At 63.9% G+C, this 23,730-nt stretch carries 22 protein-coding genes; 10 read left to right on the forward strand and 12 right to left on the reverse strand.

The window, feature by feature from the left end:
- Positions 1-25: 25 nt before the first annotated feature.
- Genes UP06_RS00125 through UP06_RS00140 form a run of 4 tightly spaced genes read right to left on the reverse strand, consistent with a single transcriptional unit; the run spans position 26 to position 3,256 of the window.
- A complete protein-coding gene (locus tag UP06_RS00125) occupies positions 26-487 on the reverse strand; it encodes a chemotaxis protein CheW (RefSeq protein WP_044999602.1) in 462 nt (153 codons plus the stop codon).
- Entirely contained in the window at positions 487-2,571 is a 2,085-nt protein-coding gene (locus tag UP06_RS00130; protein WP_044999603.1) for a chemotaxis protein CheA, read from the reverse strand. Before UP06_RS00130 ends, UP06_RS00125 begins: the two co-directional genes overlap by 1 nt.
- Positions 2,568-2,933 (reverse strand): response regulator, encoded by a 366-nt coding sequence (locus UP06_RS00135; RefSeq protein WP_044999604.1) that lies wholly within the window; start codon positions 2,931-2,933, stop codon positions 2,568-2,570. The genes UP06_RS00130 and UP06_RS00135 overlap by 4 nt, the downstream gene beginning before the upstream one ends.
- Positions 2,933-3,256: an STAS domain-containing protein gene (locus UP06_RS00140; protein WP_044999606.1), complete on the reverse strand. Its 324-nt coding sequence runs from the start codon at positions 3,254-3,256 to the stop codon at positions 2,933-2,935. Before UP06_RS00140 ends, UP06_RS00135 begins: the two co-directional genes overlap by 1 nt.
- A gap of 286 nt (positions 3,257-3,542) precedes the next feature.
- Here UP06_RS00140 and UP06_RS00145 point away from each other — a divergent pair, with 286 nt between their 5' ends.
- From UP06_RS00145 to UP06_RS00155, 3 genes are all read left to right on the forward strand, one after another.
- Positions 3,543-4,694, forward strand: coding sequence for an HD-GYP domain-containing protein (locus tag UP06_RS00145; protein WP_044999608.1), 1,152 nt, complete (start codon positions 3,543-3,545; stop codon positions 4,692-4,694).
- A 185-nt stretch (positions 4,695-4,879) separates the two neighbouring features.
- Positions 4,880-5,548, forward strand: a complete 669-nt coding sequence (locus UP06_RS00150) for a hypothetical protein (RefSeq protein ID WP_044999609.1) — start codon at positions 4,880-4,882, stop codon at positions 5,546-5,548.
- Positions 5,549-5,558: 10 nt separating this feature from the next.
- Positions 5,559-7,709, forward strand: a complete 2,151-nt coding sequence (locus tag UP06_RS00155) for an adenylate/guanylate cyclase domain-containing protein (protein WP_044999611.1) — start codon at positions 5,559-5,561, stop codon at positions 7,707-7,709.
- Positions 7,710-7,715: 6 nt separating this feature from the next.
- Here the strand turns inward: UP06_RS00155 and pobA are convergent, their stop codons facing one another.
- Positions 7,716-8,888, reverse strand: a complete 1,173-nt coding sequence (pobA, locus tag UP06_RS00160) for a 4-hydroxybenzoate 3-monooxygenase (RefSeq protein WP_044999613.1) — start codon at positions 8,886-8,888, stop codon at positions 7,716-7,718.
- 51 nt (positions 8,889-8,939) lie between these two features.
- Here pobA and UP06_RS00165 point away from each other — a divergent pair, with 51 nt between their 5' ends.
- Positions 8,940-9,842, forward strand: a complete 903-nt coding sequence (locus UP06_RS00165; RefSeq protein WP_044999614.1) for a helix-turn-helix domain-containing protein — start codon at positions 8,940-8,942, stop codon at positions 9,840-9,842.
- 15 nt (positions 9,843-9,857) lie between these two features.
- On the opposite strand, the gene UP06_RS00170 is transcribed toward UP06_RS00165, so the two are convergent.
- A complete protein-coding gene (locus tag UP06_RS00170) occupies positions 9,858-10,808 on the reverse strand; it encodes a GlxA family transcriptional regulator (protein WP_502691503.1) in 951 nt (316 codons plus the stop codon).
- 140 nt (positions 10,809-10,948) lie between these two features.
- Here UP06_RS00170 and UP06_RS00175 point away from each other — a divergent pair, with 140 nt between their 5' ends.
- Both UP06_RS00175 and UP06_RS00180 read left to right on the forward strand, forming a co-directional pair.
- A complete protein-coding gene (locus UP06_RS00175) occupies positions 10,949-11,662 on the forward strand; it encodes a DJ-1/PfpI family protein (RefSeq protein ID WP_044999616.1) in 714 nt (237 codons plus the stop codon).
- A gap of 39 nt (positions 11,663-11,701) precedes the next feature.
- Positions 11,702-12,091, forward strand: coding sequence for a hypothetical protein (locus UP06_RS00180; protein ID WP_044999617.1), 390 nt, complete (start codon positions 11,702-11,704; stop codon positions 12,089-12,091).
- Between the two features lie 68 nt (positions 12,092-12,159).
- Here UP06_RS00180 and pcaG read toward each other — a convergent pair whose 3' ends face one another.
- Complete coding sequence (pcaG, locus tag UP06_RS00185; protein ID WP_044999619.1) at positions 12,160-12,786, reverse strand: protocatechuate 3,4-dioxygenase subunit alpha; 627 nt, start codon at positions 12,784-12,786, stop codon at positions 12,160-12,162.
- Between the two features lie 4 nt (positions 12,787-12,790).
- Complete coding sequence (gene pcaH, locus UP06_RS00190) at positions 12,791-13,573, reverse strand: protocatechuate 3,4-dioxygenase subunit beta (RefSeq protein ID WP_044999621.1); 783 nt, start codon at positions 13,571-13,573, stop codon at positions 12,791-12,793.
- Positions 13,574-13,670: 97 nt separating this feature from the next.
- On the opposite strand from pcaH, the gene UP06_RS00195 reads away from it, so the two are divergent.
- The 3 genes from UP06_RS00195 (at position 13,671) to UP06_RS00210 (ending at position 18,739) form a co-directional block, all read left to right on the forward strand.
- Positions 13,671-14,600: a LysR family transcriptional regulator gene (locus UP06_RS00195; RefSeq protein ID WP_044999622.1), complete on the forward strand. Its 930-nt coding sequence runs from the start codon at positions 13,671-13,673 to the stop codon at positions 14,598-14,600.
- A 1,285-nt stretch (positions 14,601-15,885) separates the two neighbouring features.
- Entirely contained in the window at positions 15,886-17,190 is a 1,305-nt protein-coding gene (gene pncB / locus UP06_RS00205; protein WP_044999623.1) for a nicotinate phosphoribosyltransferase, read from the forward strand.
- Positions 17,191-17,425: 235 nt separating this feature from the next.
- The gene (locus UP06_RS00210) at positions 17,426-18,739 is read left to right on the forward strand and encodes a GGDEF domain-containing protein (protein ID WP_044999625.1); all 1,314 of its coding nucleotides are present in this window, start codon (positions 17,426-17,428) and stop codon (positions 18,737-18,739) included.
- A 32-nt stretch (positions 18,740-18,771) separates the two neighbouring features.
- Here the strand turns inward: UP06_RS00210 and tcuB are convergent, their stop codons facing one another.
- From tcuB to tcuA, 3 genes are read right to left on the reverse strand one after another with little or no spacing between them, the layout of a single operon-like run.
- A complete protein-coding gene (gene tcuB / locus UP06_RS00215; RefSeq protein ID WP_044999626.1) occupies positions 18,772-19,875 on the reverse strand; it encodes a tricarballylate utilization 4Fe-4S protein TcuB in 1,104 nt (367 codons plus the stop codon).
- A gap of 30 nt (positions 19,876-19,905) precedes the next feature.
- Positions 19,906-20,934, reverse strand: a complete 1,029-nt coding sequence (locus tag UP06_RS00220) for an alpha/beta hydrolase (RefSeq protein WP_044999628.1) — start codon at positions 20,932-20,934, stop codon at positions 19,906-19,908.
- 27 nt (positions 20,935-20,961) lie between these two features.
- Positions 20,962-22,353: an FAD-dependent tricarballylate dehydrogenase TcuA gene (gene tcuA, locus UP06_RS00225; RefSeq protein ID WP_044999630.1), complete on the reverse strand. Its 1,392-nt coding sequence runs from the start codon at positions 22,351-22,353 to the stop codon at positions 20,962-20,964.
- Positions 22,354-22,508: 155 nt separating this feature from the next.
- On the opposite strand from tcuA, the gene UP06_RS00230 reads away from it, so the two are divergent.
- Positions 22,509-23,192: a GntR family transcriptional regulator gene (locus UP06_RS00230; protein ID WP_044999631.1), complete on the forward strand. Its 684-nt coding sequence runs from the start codon at positions 22,509-22,511 to the stop codon at positions 23,190-23,192.
- 10 nt (positions 23,193-23,202) lie between these two features.
- Here UP06_RS00230 and ybaK read toward each other — a convergent pair whose 3' ends face one another.
- Entirely contained in the window at positions 23,203-23,676 is a 474-nt protein-coding gene (gene ybaK, locus UP06_RS00235; RefSeq protein ID WP_044999632.1) for a Cys-tRNA(Pro) deacylase, read from the reverse strand.
- Positions 23,677-23,730 lie beyond the last annotated feature (54 nt).

Genomic DNA, 23,730 nt, shown 5'->3' on the forward strand with positions numbered 1-23,730 from the left:
CTTTTGGCCCCCCAGGGACCTCATTTCAATTCAGGATGCGTTCCATGTTTGGAACGATGACGAACTCTTCACGCCACTTGGTGATGAAGCGGATGAACTCCGGCTTCCAATGCATGCCGACGCGCGGCGTCTGCTGCACGTCGGTCTGCGAAATCTCGGTGACCTCATAGACCTTGTCGGCGGTGACGCCGACCAGCACCGGCTCGCTGTCGATCTCGATCTCGATGACGACGATGCGCGTATCGGCAGAATCCTCGGTCTGCGGCATGCCGAAGCGGATGCGGAGATCAGCGAGCGGAATGACGTTGCCGCGCACGTTGATCACGCTGGGAACAAAGGAACGCGCACCGGCCACCTTCGTCACTGGAACGGGGTCGATGATCTCGCGCACGAGGCCTGCGTCGAGTGCGAACTTCTCCTCGCCAAGGCCGATCATCACGACCTGCATCGCGTCGGCCCGATGCTCGCCGGCCAAACCATCGTTCATTACGCCGCCTCGCTGATGTGTTTTTCGACCTTCGACTGCGCCAGCGCGACGAGCTGCGCGACGTCGAGGATCAGCGCGGCCGTGCCGTCACCCAGAATGGTCGCGCCGGAGAAGATCGTGACGTCCGAATGCAGCTTGGAGAGCGACTTGATCACGGTCTGGTGGTTGCCGATGATCTGGTCGGCGACCAGCCCGACGCGGCTTTCGCCGGTCGAGATGATGATCGTCTTCTGGTGCCGGTCGGGCGATCCCGACGAGGACATGATCTCGCGCAGCCTGAGGAAAGGCACGAGGTTGCCGCGTATATTGAGGAAGTTGCGGCCACGGGAGCGCTCGTCCTCGGCCGTCAGCTCGACGCATTCCTCGACCGCCGACAGCGGAATGATGTAGCGGCCTTCACCGACGCGGATGAGAAGGCCTTCGATGATCGCGAGCGTCAGCGGCAGGCGCAGCGTCACGGTCGTGCCCTGGCCCGGCCTGGTCGTCAGGTCGATCGAGCCGCGCATGTTCTCGATGGTGCGCTTGACCACGTCCATGCCGACGCCGCGGCCGGACAGCGCCGAGATCGTCTGCGCGGTCGAGAAGCCCGGGTGGAACAGGAACTGGTGGATCTCGTGATCGGACAGCGTGGCGCCGACCGCGATCAGCCCCTGCTCTTCTGCCTTGGCACGGATACGCGCGGTGTTGAGACCGCCGCCATTGTCCTTGACGGTCACGAGCACCTGCGCGCCGGAATGGACGGCGGCGAGCTCGATCCGACCCTGCTCGGTCTTACCGTTGGCGGCGCGCGTTGCGGTGTCCTCGATGCCGTGGTCGATGGCGTTACGGATCAAATGCACCAGCGGATCGGCCAGGCACTCGATCATGGTCTTGTCGAGCTCGGTGTCCTCGCCCGTGGTGACGAACTCGACCGGCTTCGACAGATCGCGCGAAAGATCGTGAATCAAGCGGCGGAAGCGGCCGAACAGCGAGCCGATCGGCACCATGCGCGCGCCTATCGTGGTGTCGCGCAAGGAGGAGGCGAGGCGCTCGATTTCCTCGGCGATCATCTTGATCGAGAGATCGGAGCCGGAGGCAGCGAGCTGGGTCAGCCGCGCCTGTGCGATGACGAGCTCGCCGACCCGGTCCATCAGTTCGTCGAGACGCTCGGCCTGGACGCGAACGGTGGCGATGTCGCGCTTGCTCTCGGGCTTCGGCTCCGGCTTCGACTCAGGCTTGGATTCAGGCTTGGATTCAGATTTGGTCTCCGCCTTTGCGACGGGCTGCACGGCGACGGGCGCAGCAACAGCCTCAACCACCGGCGCAGGCGTCTCCACTACCCCGGCCGATTCCTCGTCGAGGAGAAGGAACAGTGGCGCCGGCGGCGCTTCGACATGCTCCAGCGGTGCGAGCGTGAGCTTCATCTCGTCCTGGACGAACATGAAGACGTCGTCGATCGCGTCCTTGTCGCAGGCCGCGTGCAGCTTGACGTCCCACTTCAGATAGCAGTCTTCCGGGTCCATCTCATCGAGGAACGGGATGCCGTCGGTGATCGGCACGACGAAGCAGGGGCCGAGCTTGCAGAGATCTTCCAAGAGATCGAGCGGGTTCGAGCCGTTGCGCAGGATATGGGATTCGAATTCCAGAAAGAGATGCCAGCCGGCCTGCTTGCTCTCGGCGGGAGCCAGCGGCGGCGCTTCCGCGATCTCGGCGACCGGCGCGGCGGGCTGGTCGGACAACACGAAGCGTTTGAGGTCGTCGAGAATGCCGTCGCCGATGACGTCGTCGGTCGACTGCGGATCCTCGATCAGCGCGCGGATATAGTCCTTGGCGGCGAGCGCGACCGAGATCAGCTCCTGGGTCGGCTTGATCTCGCCCTTGCGGACGCGGTCAAAGGCGGTCTCGAATTCGTGGGTGAAGGAGGCGACCTTGTCGAAGCCGAACATGGCGCCCGAGCCCTTGATGGTGTGCAGGGCGCGGAAGGCGGAGTCGACCAGTTCGCGGTCGTCGGGACGCAGGCCGAGGTCGAGCAAGGCCCCTTCCAGGACTTCGAACAGCTCGCTGGCTTCCTGGCGAAAGACCTCGGTCGGGTCCATGACGTTCATGCGCGCACCAGTTTTGCGACGACGGCCAGCAATTGCTCCGGCTTGAACGGCTTTGTGATCCAGCCGGTGGCGCCGGCGCTTTTGGCTTCCTGCTTTACCGTGTCGTTGGATTCAGTCGTCAGGAACACGATGGGCATGCCGACCGCGCTCGGCAGCTTGCGCAGCGCCCGGATCAGCTCCAGCCCGTTCATGACGGGCATGTTGAGGTCGGTGATCACAAGATCGAGCTTGCCGGCCTGCGCCTTGGCAAGCCCCTGCGCGCCGTCACCGGCCTCGATCACGCTGTGACCGGCCGGCTCGAGCACGACCTTGATCATCTGCCGGATACTTGGGGAGTCGTCGACGGTCAGAATCGTGGCCATTAGGTGCCATCTTTCTTTTGCGGAAAATGCTGATCGATCATCGCGTCGCTCGAGAAGCCAGCGCGGCGAAGGGTATTGCGCAGAGATTGGGAGAATGAGGTGAGCACCACCGGGCGGCCCTGGGCCTCACCGGTCTTGGCGGTCGACAGCAGAAGCTGGATCGAGGTCACGTCGGCCTTGTCGACGTTGGAGCAGTCGATCTCCAGTCGGTCCTGCCGGCCGAAAGCCTCGCGAATGAGGTCATAGACGCTGCGGATCGCAGCGATGCTGCAATCTGCAGGCAGCCGTAGGGACCACTTCGGCTCAGTCACATCAGACGACATCCGTCCCCCAAATTCCCCGGGATTCGCTGCACGCATGGCGAGAATCCCGCGCGACAACTATTCGCGAAGGAGAGTGTGCAAACCCCTAACGGCTCCCACCGTACAACTACGGGTCACAAACCGAAAAACTTCCCGTTTGCATGCAGACGTGCATAGCGCGCTCGAATCGCATGCGCTGCGCGCAACCTTGAGGCTGCTCGCCGCGGCATGGATGTTTGCTCCGCGTTAAATTGCACCCGCTATTCGTTGAGGTCATGCCTCGCTATCCGAACGAGCCCGGCCGCCGATGCTGACCCAAGCGCTTCTGGTTGATGACAGCCGCTCTGTCCTCAATTTCCTGAAACGGCATATCGAAGCGGAAGGCCTGGTCGAGGCCACGGCCTTCCTTGACCCCGTCGAGGCGCTAGCCTGCGCGCGCGACCGCGTGTTCGATCTCGTGCTGGTCGACTACGAGATGCCGCATATGGACGGCATCAGCTTCATCCGCACCTTCCGCACCCTGCCGGGCTGCGCCGACATCCCGATTGCGATGATCACCTCGCGACAGACCGATGACATCAAGATGGAAGCGCTGCAGGCCGGTGCAACCGATTTCCTGCCTAAGCAGCCGCAAAGCGTCGAGATGACGGTGCGCCTGCGGAATTTGATTCAGCTTGGTGCAGCCGTGCGCAAGCTCAACGATCGCGCCGCGCATCTGGCCAGCGAAGTCGCGGCCGCAACACGCAAGCTTGGCGAGCGCGAGGAGGAGATCATCCTGCGGCTCGCGCTCGCGGTCGAATATCGCGACAACGACACCGGCGAGCACACGCTGCGGGTCGCCCGGTACAGCCGGGTCATCGCCGAACAATTGGGCCTGCCGCCCCGGCTCTGCCGCGACATCTATCTTGCCGCGCCCTTGCATGACGTCGGCAAGGTCGCCATTCCCGACCATATTCTCCTCAAGCCCGGCCGGCTGACCGACGAGGAGATGACCGTGATCCGCACCCACGCGACGATCGGCGAGAAGATTTTGGCCGACTCCAACTGCGAGCTGATCCAGCTCGGTGCGCAGATTGCCGCAGGCCATCATGAGCGCTGGGACGGCGCTGGCTATCCGAACGGGCTCAAGGCGGACGAGATCCCGGTCGCCGCGCGCGTGGTCGCGGTTGCCGACGTCTTCGACGCGCTGACGACGCGGCGACCATATAAAGAGCCGATGCCGCTCGAGGTCGCCCGCGACTATCTGGTCGAAAACCAGGGACGGCAGTTCGACCCGGCCTGTGTCGAGGCCTTTCTGTCGCGCTGGGAGGAGGTCGTGGAAATTGCCGCCGGGCAGCCTGCGACGCCGTCGCAGAGATCCGAGGCCGTCCTCTCACCCTTTATACAAGGCGCGATACAAGGCGAGACCGGAAGCCGTCCGAACCAGGACCACACGCCCGAGGCCGCCGCGGCGGTGTGACATCGCGCATCGTGTAACGGTTTGCCAAAGCTCCGTTTTCTGCCATCACGGGTTTGAACCTCTTCCTGCTAGAGTGGACCAATAACAAGAGTGATTCTGATCACACTTGCCTGTGCCATCCGCTGCTAAGCTTCTGGCCAGGGCGGGGATCAATTGCATATCGTTCGAATTGGATGGGAAAGCCCATGAGAAGCCTGATCGGCACCATTGTCGGCGTGTTTTGTTTCGCCGCCCCCGCCATCGCGGAAACGCCGGCCGCGATCGTCGAGGACGTGCAAGGCAAAGTCGACGGCGTCGAGTTCATGGACTATGTGGCGCCCGGCAAGATCATCAAGCTCGGACCCAAGGCAGGCATCACGCTCAGCTATCTCAAATCCTGCCTGCGCGAGACCATCAGTGAAGGCGTCGTCCTGGTCGGCGCCGAGCAGAGCACGGTCCAACTCGGCAATGTGCAGCGGGTCAAGGTGCCCTGCGACGCCAGCGCGGCGCAGCTCTCCGAACGCGAGGCGAACCAGAGTGCAGCGACCACGTTCCGCACCATGCGATCCGACGGCAAGGCAGCGCCGACCAAGTTGCCGACGATCTACGGCACAGCGCCGCTGATCCAGGCCAAGAGCGGCAGCACGCTGGTGATCGAACGCACCGACGGCAAGGAGCCCACGATCAGCGTTCCGCTCAAAAGTGACAACATGGTCGGCGGCAAGTTCTATGACTTGACCAAGACCGGGAAGTCACTGACCCCGGGCGGAACCTATCTCGCAACGCTCGGCACCAAACACTACGCCTTCCAGGTCGACGCGAGCGCAACCTCGTCGCCGACGCCGATCGTCGGCCGTCTGCTGCGGTTCGAATAGCCGACCCGCGATGCGGCGGATCGGCAGGCGGGACATTGTTGCAGCGATCCTGATTGCGCTCCTTGCGGGCGCGCTCTTCACGTCCCCCCCGCTCCAGACGCTCCAGGGACTCTCCCTCGACATCCTCACGGCCTTGCGCTGGAAGCTGATCGGCGACCGCCGCGATGCCGCGTCCTCGCCGGTCGTCGTGGTAGCGATTGATGGGGAGACCTACAACACCCCGCCGTTCAAGGGATCGCCGACGCAGACCTGGACGCGCGAGATCGGCCGGGTGCTCGGCAGCATCACGGAGGGCGGCGCCAAGGTCATTGGCTTCGACGTGATCTTTCCAAGCTCGATCGAGCAATCGGAGATTCCGTTTGGCGACGCGTCGCTCGGCGCCCGCATGAAGGGCTTCGACCGGGATTATCTGATTGCCCTGCGGCAGATGTCCGACAGCGGCAAGCTGGTGCTCGGCGAAGTCCAGAGCAAGGACCATCCGGACAGACCCTACCGCGCGCAACAACTGGCGGTGAAGAACAACATCCGCGCCCTCAACGTGTATACGGACATCGACGACGTAATCCGGCGGATGCCGCTGAGCTTCTCGATCGAGGGCAAACCGGTCCCTGCGATGGCTGCCGAGCTGGCCGCACGCGCGCTCGGCGCACAGCCCGAGACAGCGCCGTCCGGCGCAACGGAGCTGTCCGGCTATGCCATCCCGAGCGCGGTGCCGAATACGCTCACGCTCAACTTCCGCGGCGTAGGGCGCGACGTTCCGACATATTCATTTGCCGACCTGCGCGCCTGCGTCGACAAAGGCGACCGCGATTTCTTCCGCCGCGCATTCGACGGCAAGGTCGTTCTGCTCGGCACCATCCTCAATTTCGAGGACCGCAAGCTTACCTCGGTGCGGCTGTCCGGCGGATATGACGGGACGCCGGGCGCACGATGTGCCCTGCCCGCCCCGGCACAAGCGGCGCTGCAAGCGCGCAGCGACATCGCCGGCGTCCTCGTGCATGCCACGGCGGTCCGAAATCTGATGGAACGCGATGCCGTGACCGAGCTCGGCTTTCCCCTGCGAACCATTCTGACGATCGTGTTCGCGGCGCTCGCCGCACTGGCGGCGTGCCTGCTGGCGCCCACGGGAGCCGCCGTCGCCTGGCTCGCGCTTGTCGTCGTCTATGCAGGTCTCGCCCTTGCCCTGTTCGAACGTGCAGTCGCGTTGCCCCTGACCGAACCTGCGCTGGCAGGCCTTGCCGCACTCGCGATGATGATCGGCTTCCGCTTCATCATCGCTGATCGCGAGGAACGTTTTCTGCGCAAGAGCTTTGCGTTCTATCTCGCGCCCGAGGTGATCAACAGCATGGTCACCTCCGGCAAGATGCCCGTGCTCGGCGGCGAGATGCGCAACATCACCATGTTCTTCTCCGACCTCAGCGGTTTCTCGTCGATTGCCGAGAAGATGACGCCGGGCGAGCTGGTCGCCTTGATGAACGAATATCTGTCCGCGATGACCGACATCATCGAAAGCCATGGCGGCTATGTCGACAAATATATCGGCGATTCCATCGTCGCCATGTTCGGCGCCCCGGCCGACGATCCCGATCATGCACGCAACGCAGTTGCGGCCGCGCTGCAATGCCGCGACCGGCTGGAGGAGCTCAACGACAACCATCCGGCATTCAAGAGCCGCGGGCTCGCCCACCGTATCGGGCTGAACAGCGGCGAGGCCGTGGTCGGCAATATCGGCTCGCGCCGCCGCTTCAACTACACCGTGATGAGCGACACCGTGAACCTCGCTTCGCGGCTCGAAGGCGCCAACAAATATTTCGGCACGACGATCATGGCCTCGGAAATGACCGTGAACCAAAGTCGTGGCGCTTACACATGGCGCGAGCTGGACACGGTCAGGGTGCAGGGACGCGACGAGCCGATCCGCGTGTACGAGCCACTGGCCGACATGAACCAGGAGACGCAAGAGCAAGGCCTGCGCGCGGCGACCTACGCCAGGGGACTTGCATGCTGGCGCGCGCGCGACTTCGCGCAAGCCGCCGATGTGTTCGAAAGCGCGGCCGTCGACGATCCGCCGTGCAGATACTTTGCCATGCGTGCCCGGGCTTTGGCGGCCAAACCGCCACCAGCGGACTGGACGCCAGTGAATACGCTGGAAGGGAAGTAGGTCGCCCTAAAACGGCAGTCCCACATAATTCTCCGCAAGCAGGCGCTGCGCGGCCTCTGACGAAAACAGATAGTCCAGCTCCGTCTGCTGAAGCCGGTCCTCATAGTCGGAACGATCCGGAAAACGATGCAGCAGCATCGTCATCCACCACGAAAAGCGCTGTGCCTTCCAGATTCGCGCCAGCGCCTTGGCCGAATAGCCTTTGAGCCCGGAATCGTCGCCGTGCTGATAATGCGCGAGCATCGCGTGGTAGAGATAGTAGATGTCGGAGGCGGCGCTGTTCAGCCCGCGCGCGCCCGTCGGCGGCACGATGTGCGCGGCGTCGCCGGCCAGGAACAGGCGGCCATAGCTCATCGGCTCGGCAACGAAGCTGCGCAGGGGCGCAATGCTCTTCTCGATCGAGGGTCCGGTGATCAGCCGCGTGGCAACTTCGTCCGGTAATCGGCGCTTCAGCTCGGCCCAGAACGCATCGTCGGACCAGTCCTCGACCTTGTCGGTGAGCGGCACCTGGACGTAGTAGCGGCTCAACACCTGTGAGCGCAGCGAACAGAGCGCAAAGCCGCGATCGTGCTTCACATAGATCAGCTCCGGCGATACCGGCTTGGTCCGCGACAGCACCCCTAACCAGCCGAACGGATAGACCTTCTCATATTCGCGCAGAACGTCGTTCGGGATCGACTTGCGGCTGACGCCGTGAAAGCCGTCGGCGCCGACGATGTAGTCGCAATCGACCCGGATGACCTGCCCGTTCGAACGATACGTCACGTAAGGCCGTTCCGACGTCAGATCGTGCGGCGTCACGTCCTCGGCATTGTGCACGACGCTGCCACCGAGCCGATCACGCGCCTCGTAGAGGTCACGCGTCAGTTCGGTCTGGCCGTAGACAAGCACCGAATTGCCGCCGGAATGCTTGTGCAGGTCAATGTGCGAGAGCACGCCGTCATGGGCGATCTCGAATCCTCCGTGGATCTCGCCTTCGCGGTCCATTCGCTCGCTGCACCGCGCCTCGCGCATCAGCTTGGCGAAGCCGTGCTCGAGCACGCCAGCGCGGATGCGGGCCAGCACGTGGTCGCGGCTGTATTTCTCCAGCACGACGGTGTCGATGCCCTTCAGGTGCAGGAGCTGGGACAGCAGCAGCCCGGACGGCCCGCCGCCGATGATGCAGACCTGAACTTTCATTTTTTCATCCTCCCGTCTGCACGTTTTTTGTAGATTCCGTAGCCCGGACCGATGGAGGGTTTCGCTATTGTCTTGTACAATTCGAACATGAGAACCGCAGCCCCCGCCCCGGCCATCCGGGTCTACAACCTGTTCGGAGAGTCCGGCGATTTGCCGGACGTGGTCCACTGCGAGACGATTGCGTCCCGCTCGGTGCTGCACGACTGGACGCTGGCCGTGCACCGGCATGCCCGGCTGCACCAGGTGCTGCTGATCGAATGCGGCGGCGGCGAGGCGACGCTCGATGGCCGCGTGGTGCCGCTGAAACCTATGCAGATCGTCAACGTGCCGGTCGGCCACGTCCACGGCTTCCGCTTCGTGCCGGACACCCAGGGCTGGGTGCTGACCATCGCGGCGGAAATTCTGGACGAAGCGCTGCTCGCAGCCGAAGGCCTGCGCGGCGCACTGTCGCAATCGGCCGTGGTGCGCGGCTCGCCGCAGATCCGCGCCACCATGAAGCAGATCTTTGCCGAGCACGCCGCACGCCATTTCGGCCGCGCACATGTGCTGCGGGCATTGTCGGCGGCCATGATCGGACTAGTGGCGCGTGCGCTCACAAGCGAGAGCGGCAGCAATGGCATTGCGGAATCCGGCCTGTTCCGTCGCTTCGAGGCCTTGCTGGAGCAGCATCATCTGGAACGCTGGAGCGTGGTCGACTACGCCAAGGCGCTATCGATCACGCCCACCCATCTCAACCGCGTGACGCGCGCAGCGACCGGCGATACCGCCTCGCATCTGATCCTCAATCGATTGATCCGCGAGGCGCGGCGCAACCTCGTCTACACCAACCTGCCGATCTCGACGATCGCCTATGCGCTCGGCTTCGAGGACCCCGCTTATTTCAGCCGGGTCTACGCTGCTGCGACAGGCCTGTCACCGCGCGACTTCCGCGCTCAGCTCCATGGCGGCGAATAGCAAGCCTGGTCCAATTCAGGAGCCGAACCTACGGCGATAGTCCTGTGGCGCGGTGGCCAGCACGCGCAAAAAGCTGCGGCGCATGGTCTCCTCCGACCCGAAGCCGCAGCGCTGGGATATCCGCTTCACCGGCTGGCGCGTCTCCGAAAGCATCCGCCGGGCAGCTTCTACCCTCAATCGCTCGATGGCGCGCAGCGGCGTCAGGCCGGTGGCTCTGGCGTAATGCCGGCTGAAACTGCGTTCGCTCATGCCGGCCTGGCGCGCCAGTCTGGACAGCGACAGGTCGCCGGCGAGATGCGTGTTGATCCAGTCGTGCAGTCCGCCGAATTCGTCCTCGGCCGATTGCAGCGACAGCGCCTCGCTGAACTGCGCCTGACCGCCCGGCCGCTTGAGGAAGACGACGAGATAGCGCGCCACGGCGAGGGCCGTGGTGCGGCCCAGATCCTCCTCCACCAGCGCCAGCGCGAGGTCGATGCCGGCCGTCACCCCTGCCGACGTCCAGATTGTCCCATCGCGTATGAAGATCGGATCGGACTCGACGCGTATGGCAGGGAAGCGTCGCGCGAGCTCCGCGCAGTAGGACCAATGCGTCACCGCGCGCCGCCCGTCGAGCGCGCCGGATGCACCGAGCAAAAATGCACCGGTGCAGACCGACGCTACGCGCCGCGCCTTCTTCACGCGCTGCCGCAGCCAATCCAGCAGCGCCGGATCGGAGGCGGCAAGGTCGACACCCGGGCCACCCGCGACCACCAGCGTATCCAGCACACTTGTGCCGCGCGGAAGCGGCTCTGTTGCAATCTCCAGTCCCGACGACGCCGCTACCCGCACACGATCTTTCGCCACCACCCGAAGGGTATAGGGCGGCGTTCCGCCGGCCTCCACGACCTGCTCGTTGGTGGTCGCGAACACCTGGAGCGGCCCGGTGACGTCGAGCAACTGCACCGCCGGGTAGGCCAGCACTTCAATCACGCGAGCGGCGTTACCCCGACCAGAAAGGCGTGCATCGCGAGACATGGAACTTGGCGGGAAACGAGGGGACTTTGGCATCTCAGCCACAGCGTGCCCCGTTAGGTTGCGGCTGTCCAGCTTCGAATTGAGAGCAACCCATGATCCCGCATGAGACGCACCTGCAAATCGGATCCCTGCTGTTCGACGGCCTCGATCAGATCGATCTCACCGGCCCTTTCGAAGTGCTGTCGCGCATTCCTAACGCGACCTATCGCGTCTACGCCAAAACGACCGCCCCCGTTCGCGACGTCAGGGGCTTGCACCTGACGCCGGATGCGACGTTTACCGACGCACCCCGGCTCGATGTGCTTCATGTGCCGGGCGGCTTCGGCCAGGAAGGCGTGATGGAGGACGACGAGGTTCTCGCCTGGATCCAGCGGCAGGCTGCGGGTGCGCGCAGCGTATTTTCAGTTTGCACCGGCGCTCTGCTGCTCGGCGCGGCGGGACTGCTCAGGGGACGGCGGGCGACGACCCATTGGGCTTCATTTCACCTGCTGCCATTGTTCGGTGCCATTCCCGTCAACGAACGGGTTGTGATCGACGGCAACTGGATCTTTGCCGCCGGCGTCACCGCCGGCATCGACGGGGCCCTGCGGCTCGTGGCCGAACTCCGCGGCGACGACGTCGCGCGCGCGATCCAGCTCTACATGCAGTATGCGCCGGAACCGCCGTTCGACAGCGGCACGCCGGAGCGTGCGCCCGTCGCCATCCTCGACCAGGCGAAACGTGCTGTGGCCGACATCACGGCGCAACGAGAGGCGACCGCCCGGCGGGTGGCCGCGAGGCTCGGGATCGCCCCGTTCAATGGCTAATTCGCAAGACCTCACATTCGATCAATCAAAGGAGAGAGCATGATTACGAAGACCTTCACGAAGACCGCCCCGCCGGAATGGCTTCTCGCGATGTGGAAGGAAATCGACAACAAGACGTTCGGCAAGGGGTTCGACTGTTTCGCAGAAGATGCGATCTGCAATCTCGGTGTCGCCGACTGGCACGGCCGCGAAGCAATCCGCAATAATTTGCGGCAGTTCATCGACCGCGGCTTCACCGCGCTGCACGACGTTGTCGAGTTCTGGGACAGCCCTGAGCTCAAGATCTTCCACGGCAAGGTCGCGATGCGCTTCGACGATCCCAACATCGCAGCCGTGCGGCCAACGATGGTCCATTTCTTCTATATGGACGAAAGGGATCCTACCAAGGTCAAGCACTGGATCGGCGCCGTGGGGCCGACCGACTTCTAGCTTGCGCGTTGCGACAACGGGATCGGCCCCATCTTCGGATGGGGCCGATCCATTTTGGGTGGGATCAATCAGACGTCGAAGAACACCGTCTCGTCGGGCCCCTGCAAATTGATCGTGAAGGAATACACGATCTTGCCGGCCCGCTCGCTGCGGGTGGCAATCAGCGTCTTGCGGCGGACCGGCGGCTCCACGAGATTGAGCACGGGATCGGCGGCATTCGCGGCCTCTTCATCGGAGAAATAGAGCCGCGTGTTGAGGCCGATATTGATACCGCGCGCGACGATCCAGATGTTGACGTACGGCGCGCATTTGCGGCCCGCTCTGTCGATGATCGCGCCCGGCTTGATGGTCTCGAACGTTACCAGCCCGCTCTCGAAATCGGAGCCGGCGCGGCCCCAGCCGCGGAAATCTTCGTCCAGCGCGCCGGCCGAGCGATCGGCCGGATGGTTATAGCGGCCGGCCGCGTTGGCCTGCCAGATCTCCAGCAGCACGTCGCGCAGCACCGTGCCGCTGCCGTCGATCACCTTGCCTTCCAGCGTGATGTGTTCTCCAAGCGTGTTCGGCGTCACCAGCACGTTGGAAAAATTCTTGTCAAAGATGTCGAAGCCGGCCATGGCCGGGATCAGGCCGATATGGACGTAGGGCCCGGCAGTCTGCGAGGCGGTTTCCTTGAGATAGTTGAGCGGCTGCGGCATGGGCTCAGTTCCCCTCGGTGCGATTTTCGAAATAGGTGGAGCGCTGGCCGCGCAGCACGATGTCGAAGCGGTAGGCGAGAGAGTCGAACGGCGTCGAGGCATTGAGGTCGAGCGGCGCCACGAGGCGGTCGAGGGCATCCTTGTCCGGGATCGTCGTCAGGATCGGGCAGACCGGGATCAGCGGATCGCCCTCGAAATACATCTGCGTGATCAGCCGCTGCGCAAAGCCAGAGCCGAACACCGAGAAGTGGATGTGGGCGGGACGCCAGCTGTTGACGAAGTTGCGCCAAGGATAGGGCCCGGGCTTTACGGTGCGGAAATAATAGTAGCCGGCGTCATCGGTCAGCGCGCAGCCGCAGCCGCCGAAATTCGGATCGATCGGCGCGAGATACGTATCCTTCCTGTGCCGGTAGCGGCCCCCGGCGTTGGCCTGCCAGAACTCGACCAGCGTGTTCGGCACGCCGCGCCCGGTTTCGTCCAGCACACGGCCGTGGACGATGATGCGCTCGCCGACGGGGTCGCCGTCCTTGGCGTAGTTGCGGATCAAATCGTTGTCGAGCGGCCCGAGATCGTTGTGGCCAAACACCGGCCCAGTGATCTCCGAGACCGAGTTCTCGATCGACAGCAGCGCCTGGCGCGGCGAGCGCAGCACCGAGGATTTATAGCCGGGCGCATGCGCCGGCGGGTGGATGGAATGGTCGCGCTGGAAGAAGCCGCCGTCGCGCGGCGTGAACGGCTCGGGGCGGTTGAGGCGGGGATCCTGCACGGCTGGCGCCTGGGCATTCATCGGAATTGTCTCTCCCTGTGGCGTCCCGGGGTCCGGGCGCGCGGCTTATCGGGAGATCCTGGGCCGGTCTATTCCCCGGATAAATAGATCGATTATAATGAATCCCATGAAAAAAATCGATCATTTGGCGCTCGACGGCCGCGCGCTCGAATTGTTCCTGGCCGTGCTGGAGGAAGGCTCGGTGACGGCGGCCGCGACACGTCTCGGCCTGACGCAATCGGCCGTCAGCCACGCCCTGAACAAGCTGCGGCGGATCACCAGCGATCCGCTGTTCGCAAAATCCGGCCGCGGCATTGTCGCGACCGCCCATGCCCAGGCACTGGCCGCGAAAGCGCGTGCGCTGATCGACGAGATGCGGAGCTTTGCCGGCGGGGTCACGTTCGAGCCCGCGCTTGCGCAACTTTCGCTGACGGTTGCCGCGAACGACTTGCAGCGCGACTTGCTGCTGCCGCGTTTCTTCGATCATGTTGCAGCTCAAGTGAAGAGCCTGAACCTGCGCGTGATCCCATCGCAATCGCCCTCGCCTGCGATGCTGCGCGAGAACCGCTTCGACCTCCTGATCACGCCGCTGCCGCCGTCCGGCGTCGACATCGTGCAGAAGCGCCTGCTGCGGGATCATTACGTCTGCTATTACGACGCCAAGGCGCGCACTGCTCCGGCCGGCCGCAGCGCCTATCTCGCGGCGCGCCACATCACCGTAGTCTATACCGACAACGAGCGGCTCGACTTCGATCGCCGGCTTGCGGCCAACGGCTTCCACCGGGACATCGCCATCTCCGTGCCGAGCTTCTCCGGCGTGCCGCCCTTCCTGCGTGGCTCGCAGATGCTGGCGAGCATGCCGAGCCTGCTGGCGGCCGGCGTCATGCGCGGATTTGCACATGCGCAGATTCCGCTGGCCTCGCGCACCAGGACGCTCGCGGAGCTGCCGATGTTCATGGTCTGGCACCAGCGTTATCAGAAGGACTTGGCGCATCGCTGGATCAGAAGTCAGCTCGAGGCCGTGGCGGCGACCGCCGCGGGGGGATGACCAAGATTCCGAACTGGTTGCGTCCGATCGGCCACACCCGAAGCCCGGAAATGATGATCAAACGCGATGGCTGACCGAGCTCAACCGAACGGTTGATGCGAGGCCCGCGATTTCGCGCCAAGGTTCCGCTCATCAGGCTGTTCGACGCGATATAGAGGCACGAAGTCGCGAGATCACACGATCCTCGAACCGCATCTGCGAGCGGGCTCTGATCACAAGATCGATGGAACGCCAGGACGGGCGTTCGGAGAATTTTCATGCGGCCAAGCGTGTGCCTTCTGACTGCCTACGACTCCGTTCAACAGCCGCTCGCCGCCCTCACCGTTCCCCGCATGCAAGCATTCGCCGAGGCGCATGGCTATCAAATGCGCATCATTCATGGAGACAATTGGAAACGTCCGCGCGGATGGCTGAAGATCGAAGTGATCCGGGCCGCGCTTGAAGACAATTTCGACTTCGTGCTCTGGATGGACGTCGACGCCATCGTGCTTCGCAACGATGTCGACGTCAGGACGGCGGCAGTCGACGACGCTCATCTGCATATGGCCTGGCACGGTCCGGATACATCCGAGATCCTGGCCGCGGATTTCGTTCCGCACTTCAATTCGGGCGTCATGCTGATCCGTGTGCACGACTGGTCACGCGAATTTTTCAGGCGAGTCTGGGAGATCGACGAATTCCCGCATCCCTGGTTCGACCAGGCCACCATGCTCCACCTTCTCGGTTACGATGCATGCGTGGGGCTTGGACCGGACCGTCCCGACGAGCCGAACCGATCCGGTGTCGCGCGTCTCGACACCGCCTGGAATTCGATTCCCGGCCTCGCCACCATGCCCGACCCGATCGTTCACCACTATGCCGGGATCAGCAATCCATCGACACGGCTCAAGATGGTCGAGGCGGATATCATGACCGCGCCGTTACGCGAACGGCAGGACACTCATTTGCGCCAGGCGTTCGCCCGCCNCCAGTTCAGCCTGTGGCGGGAAGACGCGGCGATGCGCGACTGGGTCACGGCGGAGCGAGATTCGGCCCTGGCCGAGCTCCAGTCCGTTGTGGCCGAACGGCACGGATTTCTGGCGGAGAGGGACGACGCGCGGGCGCAACTGGCGGCGGTTCGGAGCTCCACCTCCTGGAGGCTGACCGCACCGCTGCGCTGGACCAGGGAATGGCTTCCCCGCCGCTGAGGCGGTCGCCGGCTCGCCGCCGCCGCCGAGGCCTGGCGTTACCCTGCCCCACGCCAAACCCACTAGTTGCGCGCGGGCGGCCACGCTAGAATTCCCCCATGACAGTGACCGATATTGCGAGCCGGACGTACAATCATAGCTGGCGGCTGGACCCCATCATCCGCAGCCTGCTTGATACCGACTTCTATAAACTATTGATGTTGCAGATGATTCGGGAATCGTACCCGACTCAGCAGGTGACCTTCTCGGTCATCAACCGCTCACGCCATGTGCGGCTTGCCGAGATCATCGACGAGGGCGAGCTACGCGCCCAGCTCGACCATGCCCGCACCATCCGCTTCACCAAGAAGGAGCTGATCTGGCTTGCCGGCAACACGTTCTACGGCAAGACCCACATGTTCTCGGCGGACTTCATCCGCTGGCTCGCCGAATTCCGACTGCCCGATTACGAATTGCGCAAGGTCGAAGGCCAGTACGAGCTGCATTTCCATGGGCCGTGGACCCACACCACGATGTGGGAGATTCCGGCGCTCGCCATCCTCAACGAATTGCGCTCGCGCTCGGCGATGAAGGGCCGCGGCCGCTTCGAGCTCGACGTGCTGTTTGCCCGCGCCAAGGCCAAGCTGTGGACCAAAGTGGAGCGGCTGCGCAAGCTCGAGAATTTGCGACTGTCCGACTTCGGCACGCGCCGCCGCCACGGCTTCCTCTGGCAGCGCTGGTGCGTGGAGGCGGTGAAGGAAGGCTTGGGTCCGTCCTTCATCGGCACCTCCAACGTGCTGCTCGCGATGGACAACGATCTCGAAGCGATCGGCACCAACGCGCATGAGCTGCCGATGGTCGCGGCCGCGCTCGCCAAGGACGACGAGGAATTGCGCTGGGCGCCCTATCGCATCCTCGACCAGTGGCGCCAGACCTATGGCGGCAATTTGCTGATCGCACTGCCTGACGCCTTCGGCACCAAAGTTTTCCTGCGCGATGCACCGGAATGGGTCGCCGACTGGACCGGCTTCCGGCCCGACAGCGCGCCGCCGATCCAGGCCGGCGAAGAGATCATCAAATGGTGGGAATCGAAGGGTCGCAACCCCCGGGACAAGCTGCTGGTCTTCTCCGACGCGATGGATGTCGGCTCGATCGAGGAGACCTATCACCATTTCGGCGGCCGGGTCCGGCTGTCGTTCGGCTGGGGCACCAACCTCACCAATGATTTCGTCGGCTGCCCGCCGGATGCCTCGATCAATCTCGATCCGATCTCGATCGTGTGCAAGGTGTCATCGGTCGACGGACATCCGGCCGTCAAGCTCTCTGACAATCCGGAGAAGGCAACCGGTCTGCCCTCAGAGATCGAGCGTTACCTGCGCGTCTTCGGCGACGCCGGCCGCGTGCGCACGCCGGTGCTGGTCTAGCGCCAACCCGAAATTCTCTCGATCGAGTAAACCGCACGCGACGAATTCGAGGCATCAGCGCGCCAGTTCCGGTTTGGCGGCATTTGCAACGATCTGCGAGCATACGTTTCACAGCGCCTTCACCCTGCAACGCAGTCTCCCGGCATTTTCAAGTCGAGTTAAGCACCCTTCGCACGTAATCCGCGTTATGAGCGGACGCTCGGCTGGGGTCGTTGAGCGATTTGGGGAACGCAACGTGTTTCGCAGAACAGCGCCGTCGACGAAGGGACGCAACTTCCTTCATGTCATCAAGCTCGTCTCGCCGTTCATCGCAGTCGTCGTGCTGCAAGCGGCGATCGCCGGATTCAGCCTCGAGGTGATGTCCTCGGTCCGCGCCTATGTTGCGGGCGAAGCGATGTGGTCGCGGTCGCAGAAGAACGCCGTCTACTTCCTCAACCTCTATCTGCGTTCAGGCGAGGCGGGCCAGTTCGCGCAATATCAGACTTCGCTCGCTGTCCCCATCGGCGACGAGTTCGCGCGTTGGGCGCTCGAACGTGAGCCGGTCGACGTCGAAGCCGCCCGGATCGGCTTCCTGCAAGGCGGCAACCATCCCGACGATGTGCCCGGCCTGATCTGGCTGTTCCGTTATTTCAGCCAGGTCAGCTTCCTCCAGGAGGCGATCCGGGAGTGGGCTGCCACCGATCCCATGTTGCTGGAACTGAGCGTCTTCGGCGAGGTCATCCGTTCCGAGCTGAAGAATGGTCCCATTGCGGACGGTGGCCGCCTGAACTTTTTGTCGTCGCGGCTGTCCGACCTGAACAGCCAGTTCACGGGACATGCCAACCGGTTCTCGACAGTGCTGGGCGAAGGTTCCCGCGCCATCAAGCTGGTGCTGACCGGCGTGAACATCGCCACCGCCGCGACGCTGATCCTGCTCCTGATCTGGCACACGCGCCGACTGGTGCTGCAACGCCAGGCGTTCGAGGATGCATTGCATGCCGAAAAGGAGCGTCTCGCCTTTCAGGCCTCGCATGACTGGCTGACCGGCCTCGCCAACCGGCGCGCCTTCGAAGCGCGCCTGCAAAGCGAGCTTGATGGCGCCGGCAAAGGTCCGCTCAGCCTGATCCTGCTCGACCTCGACCAATTCAAGAGTGTCAACGACAGCTGCGGCCATCTCGCCGGCGACCGCCTGCTCTGTCAGATCTCGCGCCTATTGCAGCAGGATCGGCGGCCGCACGACCTGGTCGCCCGGCTTGGCGGCGATGAATTTGGACTGATCCTGCCGCAATGCGCGCCCTACGACGCCCTCGATATTGCCGAACGGCTGCGCCGCTCGCTCGAGCTGTTCAACTTCGCCTGGGACGATCGCTGCTTTGCTATCACCGCCAGCATCGGCGTTACCTGCATCGCCGACCGCAACACCACACTCGAGGAAGCGATGCGGCGCGCGGATGCCGCCTGCTATCGCGCCAAAGAGAAGGGGCGCAACCGGGTTCAGGTCGACAATGGGAGGCCGGACGTCGTCGTCGTCCCGTCGCGACAACGCGAGATCATCGCGGCACGCGGCTGATCACCGTCAGCGTCGACGCAGCCCTCGTCCGGTCACGATGCGTCGGACCGCCGCTCCTGCGCATAACGCACCAGCGCCGCGAAGCGATAGATGCCGTGCACGAACTTGCCGTAGGGCATAGTGATGAACAGCGCGAACACTGCGCCGAGATGCAATGCCAGCAGCGGCCCCATGGCGGCAGTCTCACGCAGGACCAGAAGCGCGAGGCCGGTAAAGCCGGTCAGGAACAGCATGGCGATGAAGCCCACATCCATGCCGTAGCGCTGCTCGTCGAGCAGCTCAGGAGCGCGTCGTGATTTCGCGATGAACAGTCCGACGGGTCCCACGATGAGGCCAATGCCACCGAGCGTTCCGAGCACGACGGGCAGATCCCACCAGGGATACGGCGCCTCGCGGCCCCAGAGATAATGATAAAGCGTGGCCACCGACGTTGCGGCAAAACACAGCAGGAAGCCGTAGAAGGTCAGGTGATGATAGAGCTTGCGCCGGTCGGTAGGCCGCTCGTCCTCATTGTTGCAGCCGACGCCGCCGCCATCGAGATAGCGCAGCTCACCGGCATCGCGGATCGCCTGGAAGATCGAACCTCCGTCCGCGCGGCCGCCGATCGGTGTGCCGATGTCGCGCCAGAAGGCGCGCACGCTCATCACCAGCGCGAGGATCGCATAGAGGAACGCGGCGCTGAACAGCGCAGCCATCGCGTTATGCGGCATCAGTTTGTAGAACGCGCCGGGGCCAGTGTGCACGCCGAACAGTACGCTACGATCGTTCAAGGCGGCGAAGCCGAGGATGAAGGCGGCCATGCTGAGCGCTGCGACGATGCTGATGACGAGGCCGTTGCGCGCGAAGGCGGCGGATAGCGCCTGCGGCCAGGCATAAGCCGCATAGGATTCGGCCCGCGCTATCGCAAGCGTCTGCGGAACGTTGACGTTGAATTCATGCGGCGGCGAGAACTGACAATCGACGTAGCAGGCGCCACAGGAATGGCAGAGATTGGCCAGATAATTGAGATCGCCGTCGGAGAAGGCGCGCCGCATCTCCATGGCGGGAAACACCGCGCAGAGACCCTCGCAGTAGCGGCAGGAATTGCAGACCGTCATCAGACGGTCGGCCTCGTCCAGGATTCGCGTTCCGTGCATGCGTTGCTTCCTGCCTTCGTGCCGAGCCGCTTACTTCGTCAACCCCTTGCCCACGAGCCATTTCTGGATCAGGGCGGCGACCTCGGCATTGTTCTTGTCCATCATGATCATGTGCGAATTGCCCTTGATGCCGGCTTGCGGCAGGTCAACGACATCGACGCTGCCGCCGGCGGCCTTGATGGCGTCCGCAAAGGCAATGCCCCTGGCGCGGATTGTTGGCCAGCGCGAATCCCTGTCGATATAGTCGCCATAGACGATCAGCGTCGGAATGTTCTTCAAGGTATCGACCTTGGCGGGATCACCAAGCCCGGCCGGCTCGATCGCAATCAGCGCCTTGACCTTGTCGGGCCGCGCTTGCGCCACCTTGAAACCAAAGCTGCCGGCCTGGCTGTGAAACAGGATGATGGAGGGGCCGACGCGGTCGATCTCGGCGATATAGGCGGCGATAATGGCATCGTCGGTCGTGGTCCAGCGCGGCACGTTCTGCTTGACGAAATTCTCGTAGCCCTCATTCGGAAACTGGCTACCCGGCATCAGCTTGCGCTTGGCCGGATCGGGATCGTAGGAGCCCGCGCCGTCGCCGATGCGAAAGCGCTCGAACGGGTTGGCCGTGGTGAGGAATACCGGCTCGCCCTTGAAGATATCGGGGTATTGCGCCCAGCCGGCGCGGCCGCGTTCGACCGCATCCGAATTGTAGACGGCCCAACCCTGACGCAGGAAATAGTTCAGCCAGCCCTCGCGTCCGTCCGGCGTGGTCTCGTAGGTGACGCCGGTCAGCCCGCCGCCGTGCCACAACAGAAGCGGATAGGCGCCTTTCTCGTTGGCGGGCAGAAAATACTGCACATACATCTGCTCGACTTGATAGGTGCCGTTAGGATCAACCTTCACGGGCACCCCGCCGGACGTCAAGGTGACCTCTTTCACCGGCTTGCCGGAAATCTCCACCAGCCGCCCGCCGACATGGAACGAACCCATATCGCGCAAGGCGATCGGCTCGGCAGCGTTGGCGTGGCCGACGATCAGCAGCGCCGTGATCGAAGCGATGGCAATGCGCAACATGGCTCTTCCCTGTGTCTTTTCTTGATCCTAGTTCTTCGCGTGGCGTGCCGCTTCCTGTCCTGCGATCCGCCCGAACACGCTGCCGATGGTCATGCCCATGCCGGCGGCATAGCCTTTGCCGAGCACGTTGCCCGCCATGATCTCGCCGGCCGCGAACATGTTGGCCGATGGCTTGCCGTCCGCCATCAGCATGCGCGCCTCCTTGGTTACGCGCGTGCCGAGATAGGTGAAGGTGATGCCGGGCCGCACCGGATAAGCGAGATAAGGCGGCGTCTCGATCCGTCGCGCCCAATGGGTCTTCTGCGGCGTGATGCCCTCAGTGCGGCAGTCGTCGAGAATGGTGTGGTCGAAGGTGCCGGGCTGCACTGCGGCGTTGAATTCGGTGATGGTCTTTTCCAGTGCGGCCGGATCGAGCGTCAGCTTGCCGGCGAGCTCAGCCACCGTCTGCCCGGCAATCGGCGGAAATAACGTTGGCATGAACGAGGTCACGACGGTCGAATCGAAGATGATGTAGGCGATTTGGTCGGGCTGCGCGGCGACCAGCCGGCCCCAGATCGCGTAGCGTTTCGGCCAGAGGTCCTCGCCCTCGTCGTAGAAGCGCTGCGAATGCTTGTTGACGACGATGCCGAACACGACGGAGTCATGACGCGTGATGATGCCGCCGTCGAATTTCGGCGCACGGGCGTCGATCGCGACCGCGTGACATTGGGTGGGATCGCCGACCTCCTGCACGCCCTTGGCAAGCAGCATCTTCAGGATCGAGCCGCGGTTATAGGGCGTGCCGCGGATCAGGAAATTGTCGGCGGCTTCGCCCCAATATTGCTTCAGCCATTCGATGTTGGCTTCGAACCCGCCAGCCGCGGCAACCAGCGATGTTGCGCGGATTTCGGTCTCGCCCTTGATCGGCCGCTTGAGGCGGGCGGCGAGGAACATGCCGTCCTCGATCACGAGATCGGTGACCTCGGCGTCATATTCGACGTCGACGCCGAGCCGCTCGGCGGTCAGATACAGCGCGTTCAGCATTGCGCGGCCCCCGCCGAGGAAGAAGGAGTTGGTGCGGCCGAGGCTCAACGTGCCGCCGAGCGAGGGCTGCCAGCGCACGCCTTGCTCCACGATCCAGTTCAGGATGTCCTTGGACTCGCGGATCATGTGGCGCGCAAGCACCTCGTCGGTCTGACCGCCGGTCACGCGCAGCAGATCCTCCCAAAACTCCTCCTCGGTGTAAGGGCCGGTCAGGATTTCGGTGGCGGCGTCATGGGCGCAGCGCATGTTGCGGGTGTGACGGGTGTTGCCGCCGCGATAGAACTTTGGCGCACCTTCGAGCACCAGCACGGACGCGCCGCCGCGCCGCGCCGCGATCGCCGCGCACAGCGCCGCGTTGCCGCCGCCGACCACCAGCACATCGTATTTGCTGCTCATGCCGTCTGCCCGATGCGACGAAGTTAGAGACATTCTGCCCGCCGGCGCCCCTGGTCAATCCAAGGTCATTGCGTACTTTTGTATACAAAGATATACAGATTTGGCGCAAGCCGCATCTCTGCATGGGCAGGATGCGTTTTGCGTTCCGAGGACACATGGCCAGACGCCCGGTAAAGACAGGCGGATCGATCGACCGCGGCGCCGGGGTTGCGCTCGGCGAAGCCGTGTTCCGCTCGCTTTGCGAGGCGCTCCAGGCCGGCAGCTACCGTGCCGGTGATCGCCTGCGGGAGGAGGAAGTCGCCCAGAGGCTGAAGGTCAGCCGCACGCCGGTTCGAGAGGCCTTCGGCCGGCTCGCGGCGCGCGGGTTCGTCGAGCCCGCCGGTGGCCGCGGACTGATCGTCCGCAACCTCGATATTTCCGAGGTGCTCGAGCTCTATGCCATGCGCGAGATCATGGAAGGCGCATCCGCTCGCCTTGCCGCCGAGCATGCCTCTGCGCCCGAGATCGATGCGCTCAACGATATCGAGCAAGCTTTTGTCGAGGCCGCCGAGACCGACGCAGCCGAGATGGCAAGGCTCAACCGCGCCTTCCATGAAGCCATCTGCCGCGCCGCGCGCAATCGCTATCTCGACAACGCGTCAGGCGAATTGCAGGACTGGATCGCCCTGCTCGGCCCCACCACGTTTACGGTGTCGGGCCGCCCGACGACGAGCCACAGCGAGCACCAGGCCATCATCGACGCCATCGCCGCCCGCGACGGCGACAAGGCCGAGCAGCTTGCGCGCGCACATATCCGCGAGGCGCTGCGCTGCCGGCTGAAACTGTTGCAGAAGCAGTAGGGCGAGAGGTTCACGCAAGCACATCCGCGACGACCGCCTTCAACACATCCCGCGCATCAGCCGGCTTGAGCCGCACCTGCAAGCCGCGCTGACCGCCATTGATATAGACCTGATCGTGCGCGAGCGCGCTCTGCTCGATCACGGCGCGCACGGATTTGCGCTGTCCGAACGGGCTGATGCCCCCGACCTTGAAGCCGGTGAGACGCTCGGCCTCTAGCTGCTTCATCATCTGCGCCGCCTTGCCGCTTACAGCAGCGGCGAGCTTCTTCATCGAGACCTCCTGGTCGGACGGAACGATCACGCAGACCGGCTTGCCATCGACCAGCGTCATCAGCGTCTTCAGCACCCGCGCCGGGTCTTCGCCTAGCGCAGAGGCTGCCTGAAGGCCGATGCTCTCGGCGTCGGGATCGTAGTCGTAGGTGTGGACGGTGAAGGCAACACCGGCCGCTGTCAGCGCGCGGGTGGCGGGGGTGACTCTGGACATGTGGCTACGTCTATCATCGTCATTGCGAGGAGCGAAGCGACGAAGCAATCCAGA

The sequence above is a fragment of the Bradyrhizobium sp. LTSP857 genome, from assembly GCF_000938285.1.
Lineage (GTDB): Bacteria > Pseudomonadota > Alphaproteobacteria > Rhizobiales > Xanthobacteraceae > Bradyrhizobium.

Bases quoted from the DNA above. Each gene is read 5' to 3' on its own strand.
- UP06_RS00125 (WP_044999602.1), bottom strand. From the start codon at position 487: ATGAACGATGGTTTGGCCGGCGAGCATCGGGCCGACGCGATGCAGGTC.
- UP06_RS00130 (WP_044999603.1), bottom strand. From the start codon at position 2,571: ATGAACGTCATGGACCCGACCGAGGTCTTTCGCCAGGAAGCCAGCGAG.
- UP06_RS00135 (WP_044999604.1), bottom strand. From the start codon at position 2,933: ATGGCCACGATTCTGACCGTCGACGACTCCCCAAGTATCCGGCAGATG.
- UP06_RS00140 (WP_044999606.1), bottom strand. From the start codon at position 3,256: ATGTCGTCTGATGTGACTGAGCCGAAGTGGTCCCTACGGCTGCCTGCA.
- UP06_RS00145 (WP_044999608.1), top strand. From the start codon at position 3,543: ATGCTGACCCAAGCGCTTCTGGTTGATGACAGCCGCTCTGTCCTCAAT.
- UP06_RS00150 (WP_044999609.1), top strand. From the start codon at position 4,880: ATGAGAAGCCTGATCGGCACCATTGTCGGCGTGTTTTGTTTCGCCGCC.
- UP06_RS00155 (WP_044999611.1), top strand. From the start codon at position 5,559: ATGCGGCGGATCGGCAGGCGGGACATTGTTGCAGCGATCCTGATTGCG.
- pobA (WP_044999613.1), bottom strand. From the start codon at position 8,888: ATGAAAGTTCAGGTCTGCATCATCGGCGGCGGGCCGTCCGGGCTGCTG.
- UP06_RS00165 (WP_044999614.1), top strand. From the start codon at position 8,940: ATGGAGGGTTTCGCTATTGTCTTGTACAATTCGAACATGAGAACCGCA.
- UP06_RS00175 (WP_044999616.1), top strand. From the start codon at position 10,949: ATGATCCCGCATGAGACGCACCTGCAAATCGGATCCCTGCTGTTCGAC.
- UP06_RS00180 (WP_044999617.1), top strand. From the start codon at position 11,702: ATGATTACGAAGACCTTCACGAAGACCGCCCCGCCGGAATGGCTTCTC.
- pcaG (WP_044999619.1), bottom strand. From the start codon at position 12,786: ATGCCGCAGCCGCTCAACTATCTCAAGGAAACCGCCTCGCAGACTGCC.
- pcaH (WP_044999621.1), bottom strand. From the start codon at position 13,573: ATGAATGCCCAGGCGCCAGCCGTGCAGGATCCCCGCCTCAACCGCCCC.
- UP06_RS00195 (WP_044999622.1), top strand. From the start codon at position 13,671: ATGAATCCCATGAAAAAAATCGATCATTTGGCGCTCGACGGCCGCGCG.
- pncB (WP_044999623.1), top strand. From the start codon at position 15,886: ATGACAGTGACCGATATTGCGAGCCGGACGTACAATCATAGCTGGCGG.
- tcuB (WP_044999626.1), bottom strand. From the start codon at position 19,875: ATGCACGGAACGCGAATCCTGGACGAGGCCGACCGTCTGATGACGGTC.
- UP06_RS00220 (WP_044999628.1), bottom strand. From the start codon at position 20,934: ATGTTGCGCATTGCCATCGCTTCGATCACGGCGCTGCTGATCGTCGGC.
- tcuA (WP_044999630.1), bottom strand. From the start codon at position 22,353: ATGAGCAGCAAATACGATGTGCTGGTGGTCGGCGGCGGCAACGCGGCG.
- UP06_RS00230 (WP_044999631.1), top strand. From the start codon at position 22,509: ATGGCCAGACGCCCGGTAAAGACAGGCGGATCGATCGACCGCGGCGCC.
- ybaK (WP_044999632.1), bottom strand. From the start codon at position 23,676: ATGTCCAGAGTCACCCCCGCCACCCGCGCGCTGACAGCGGCCGGTGTT.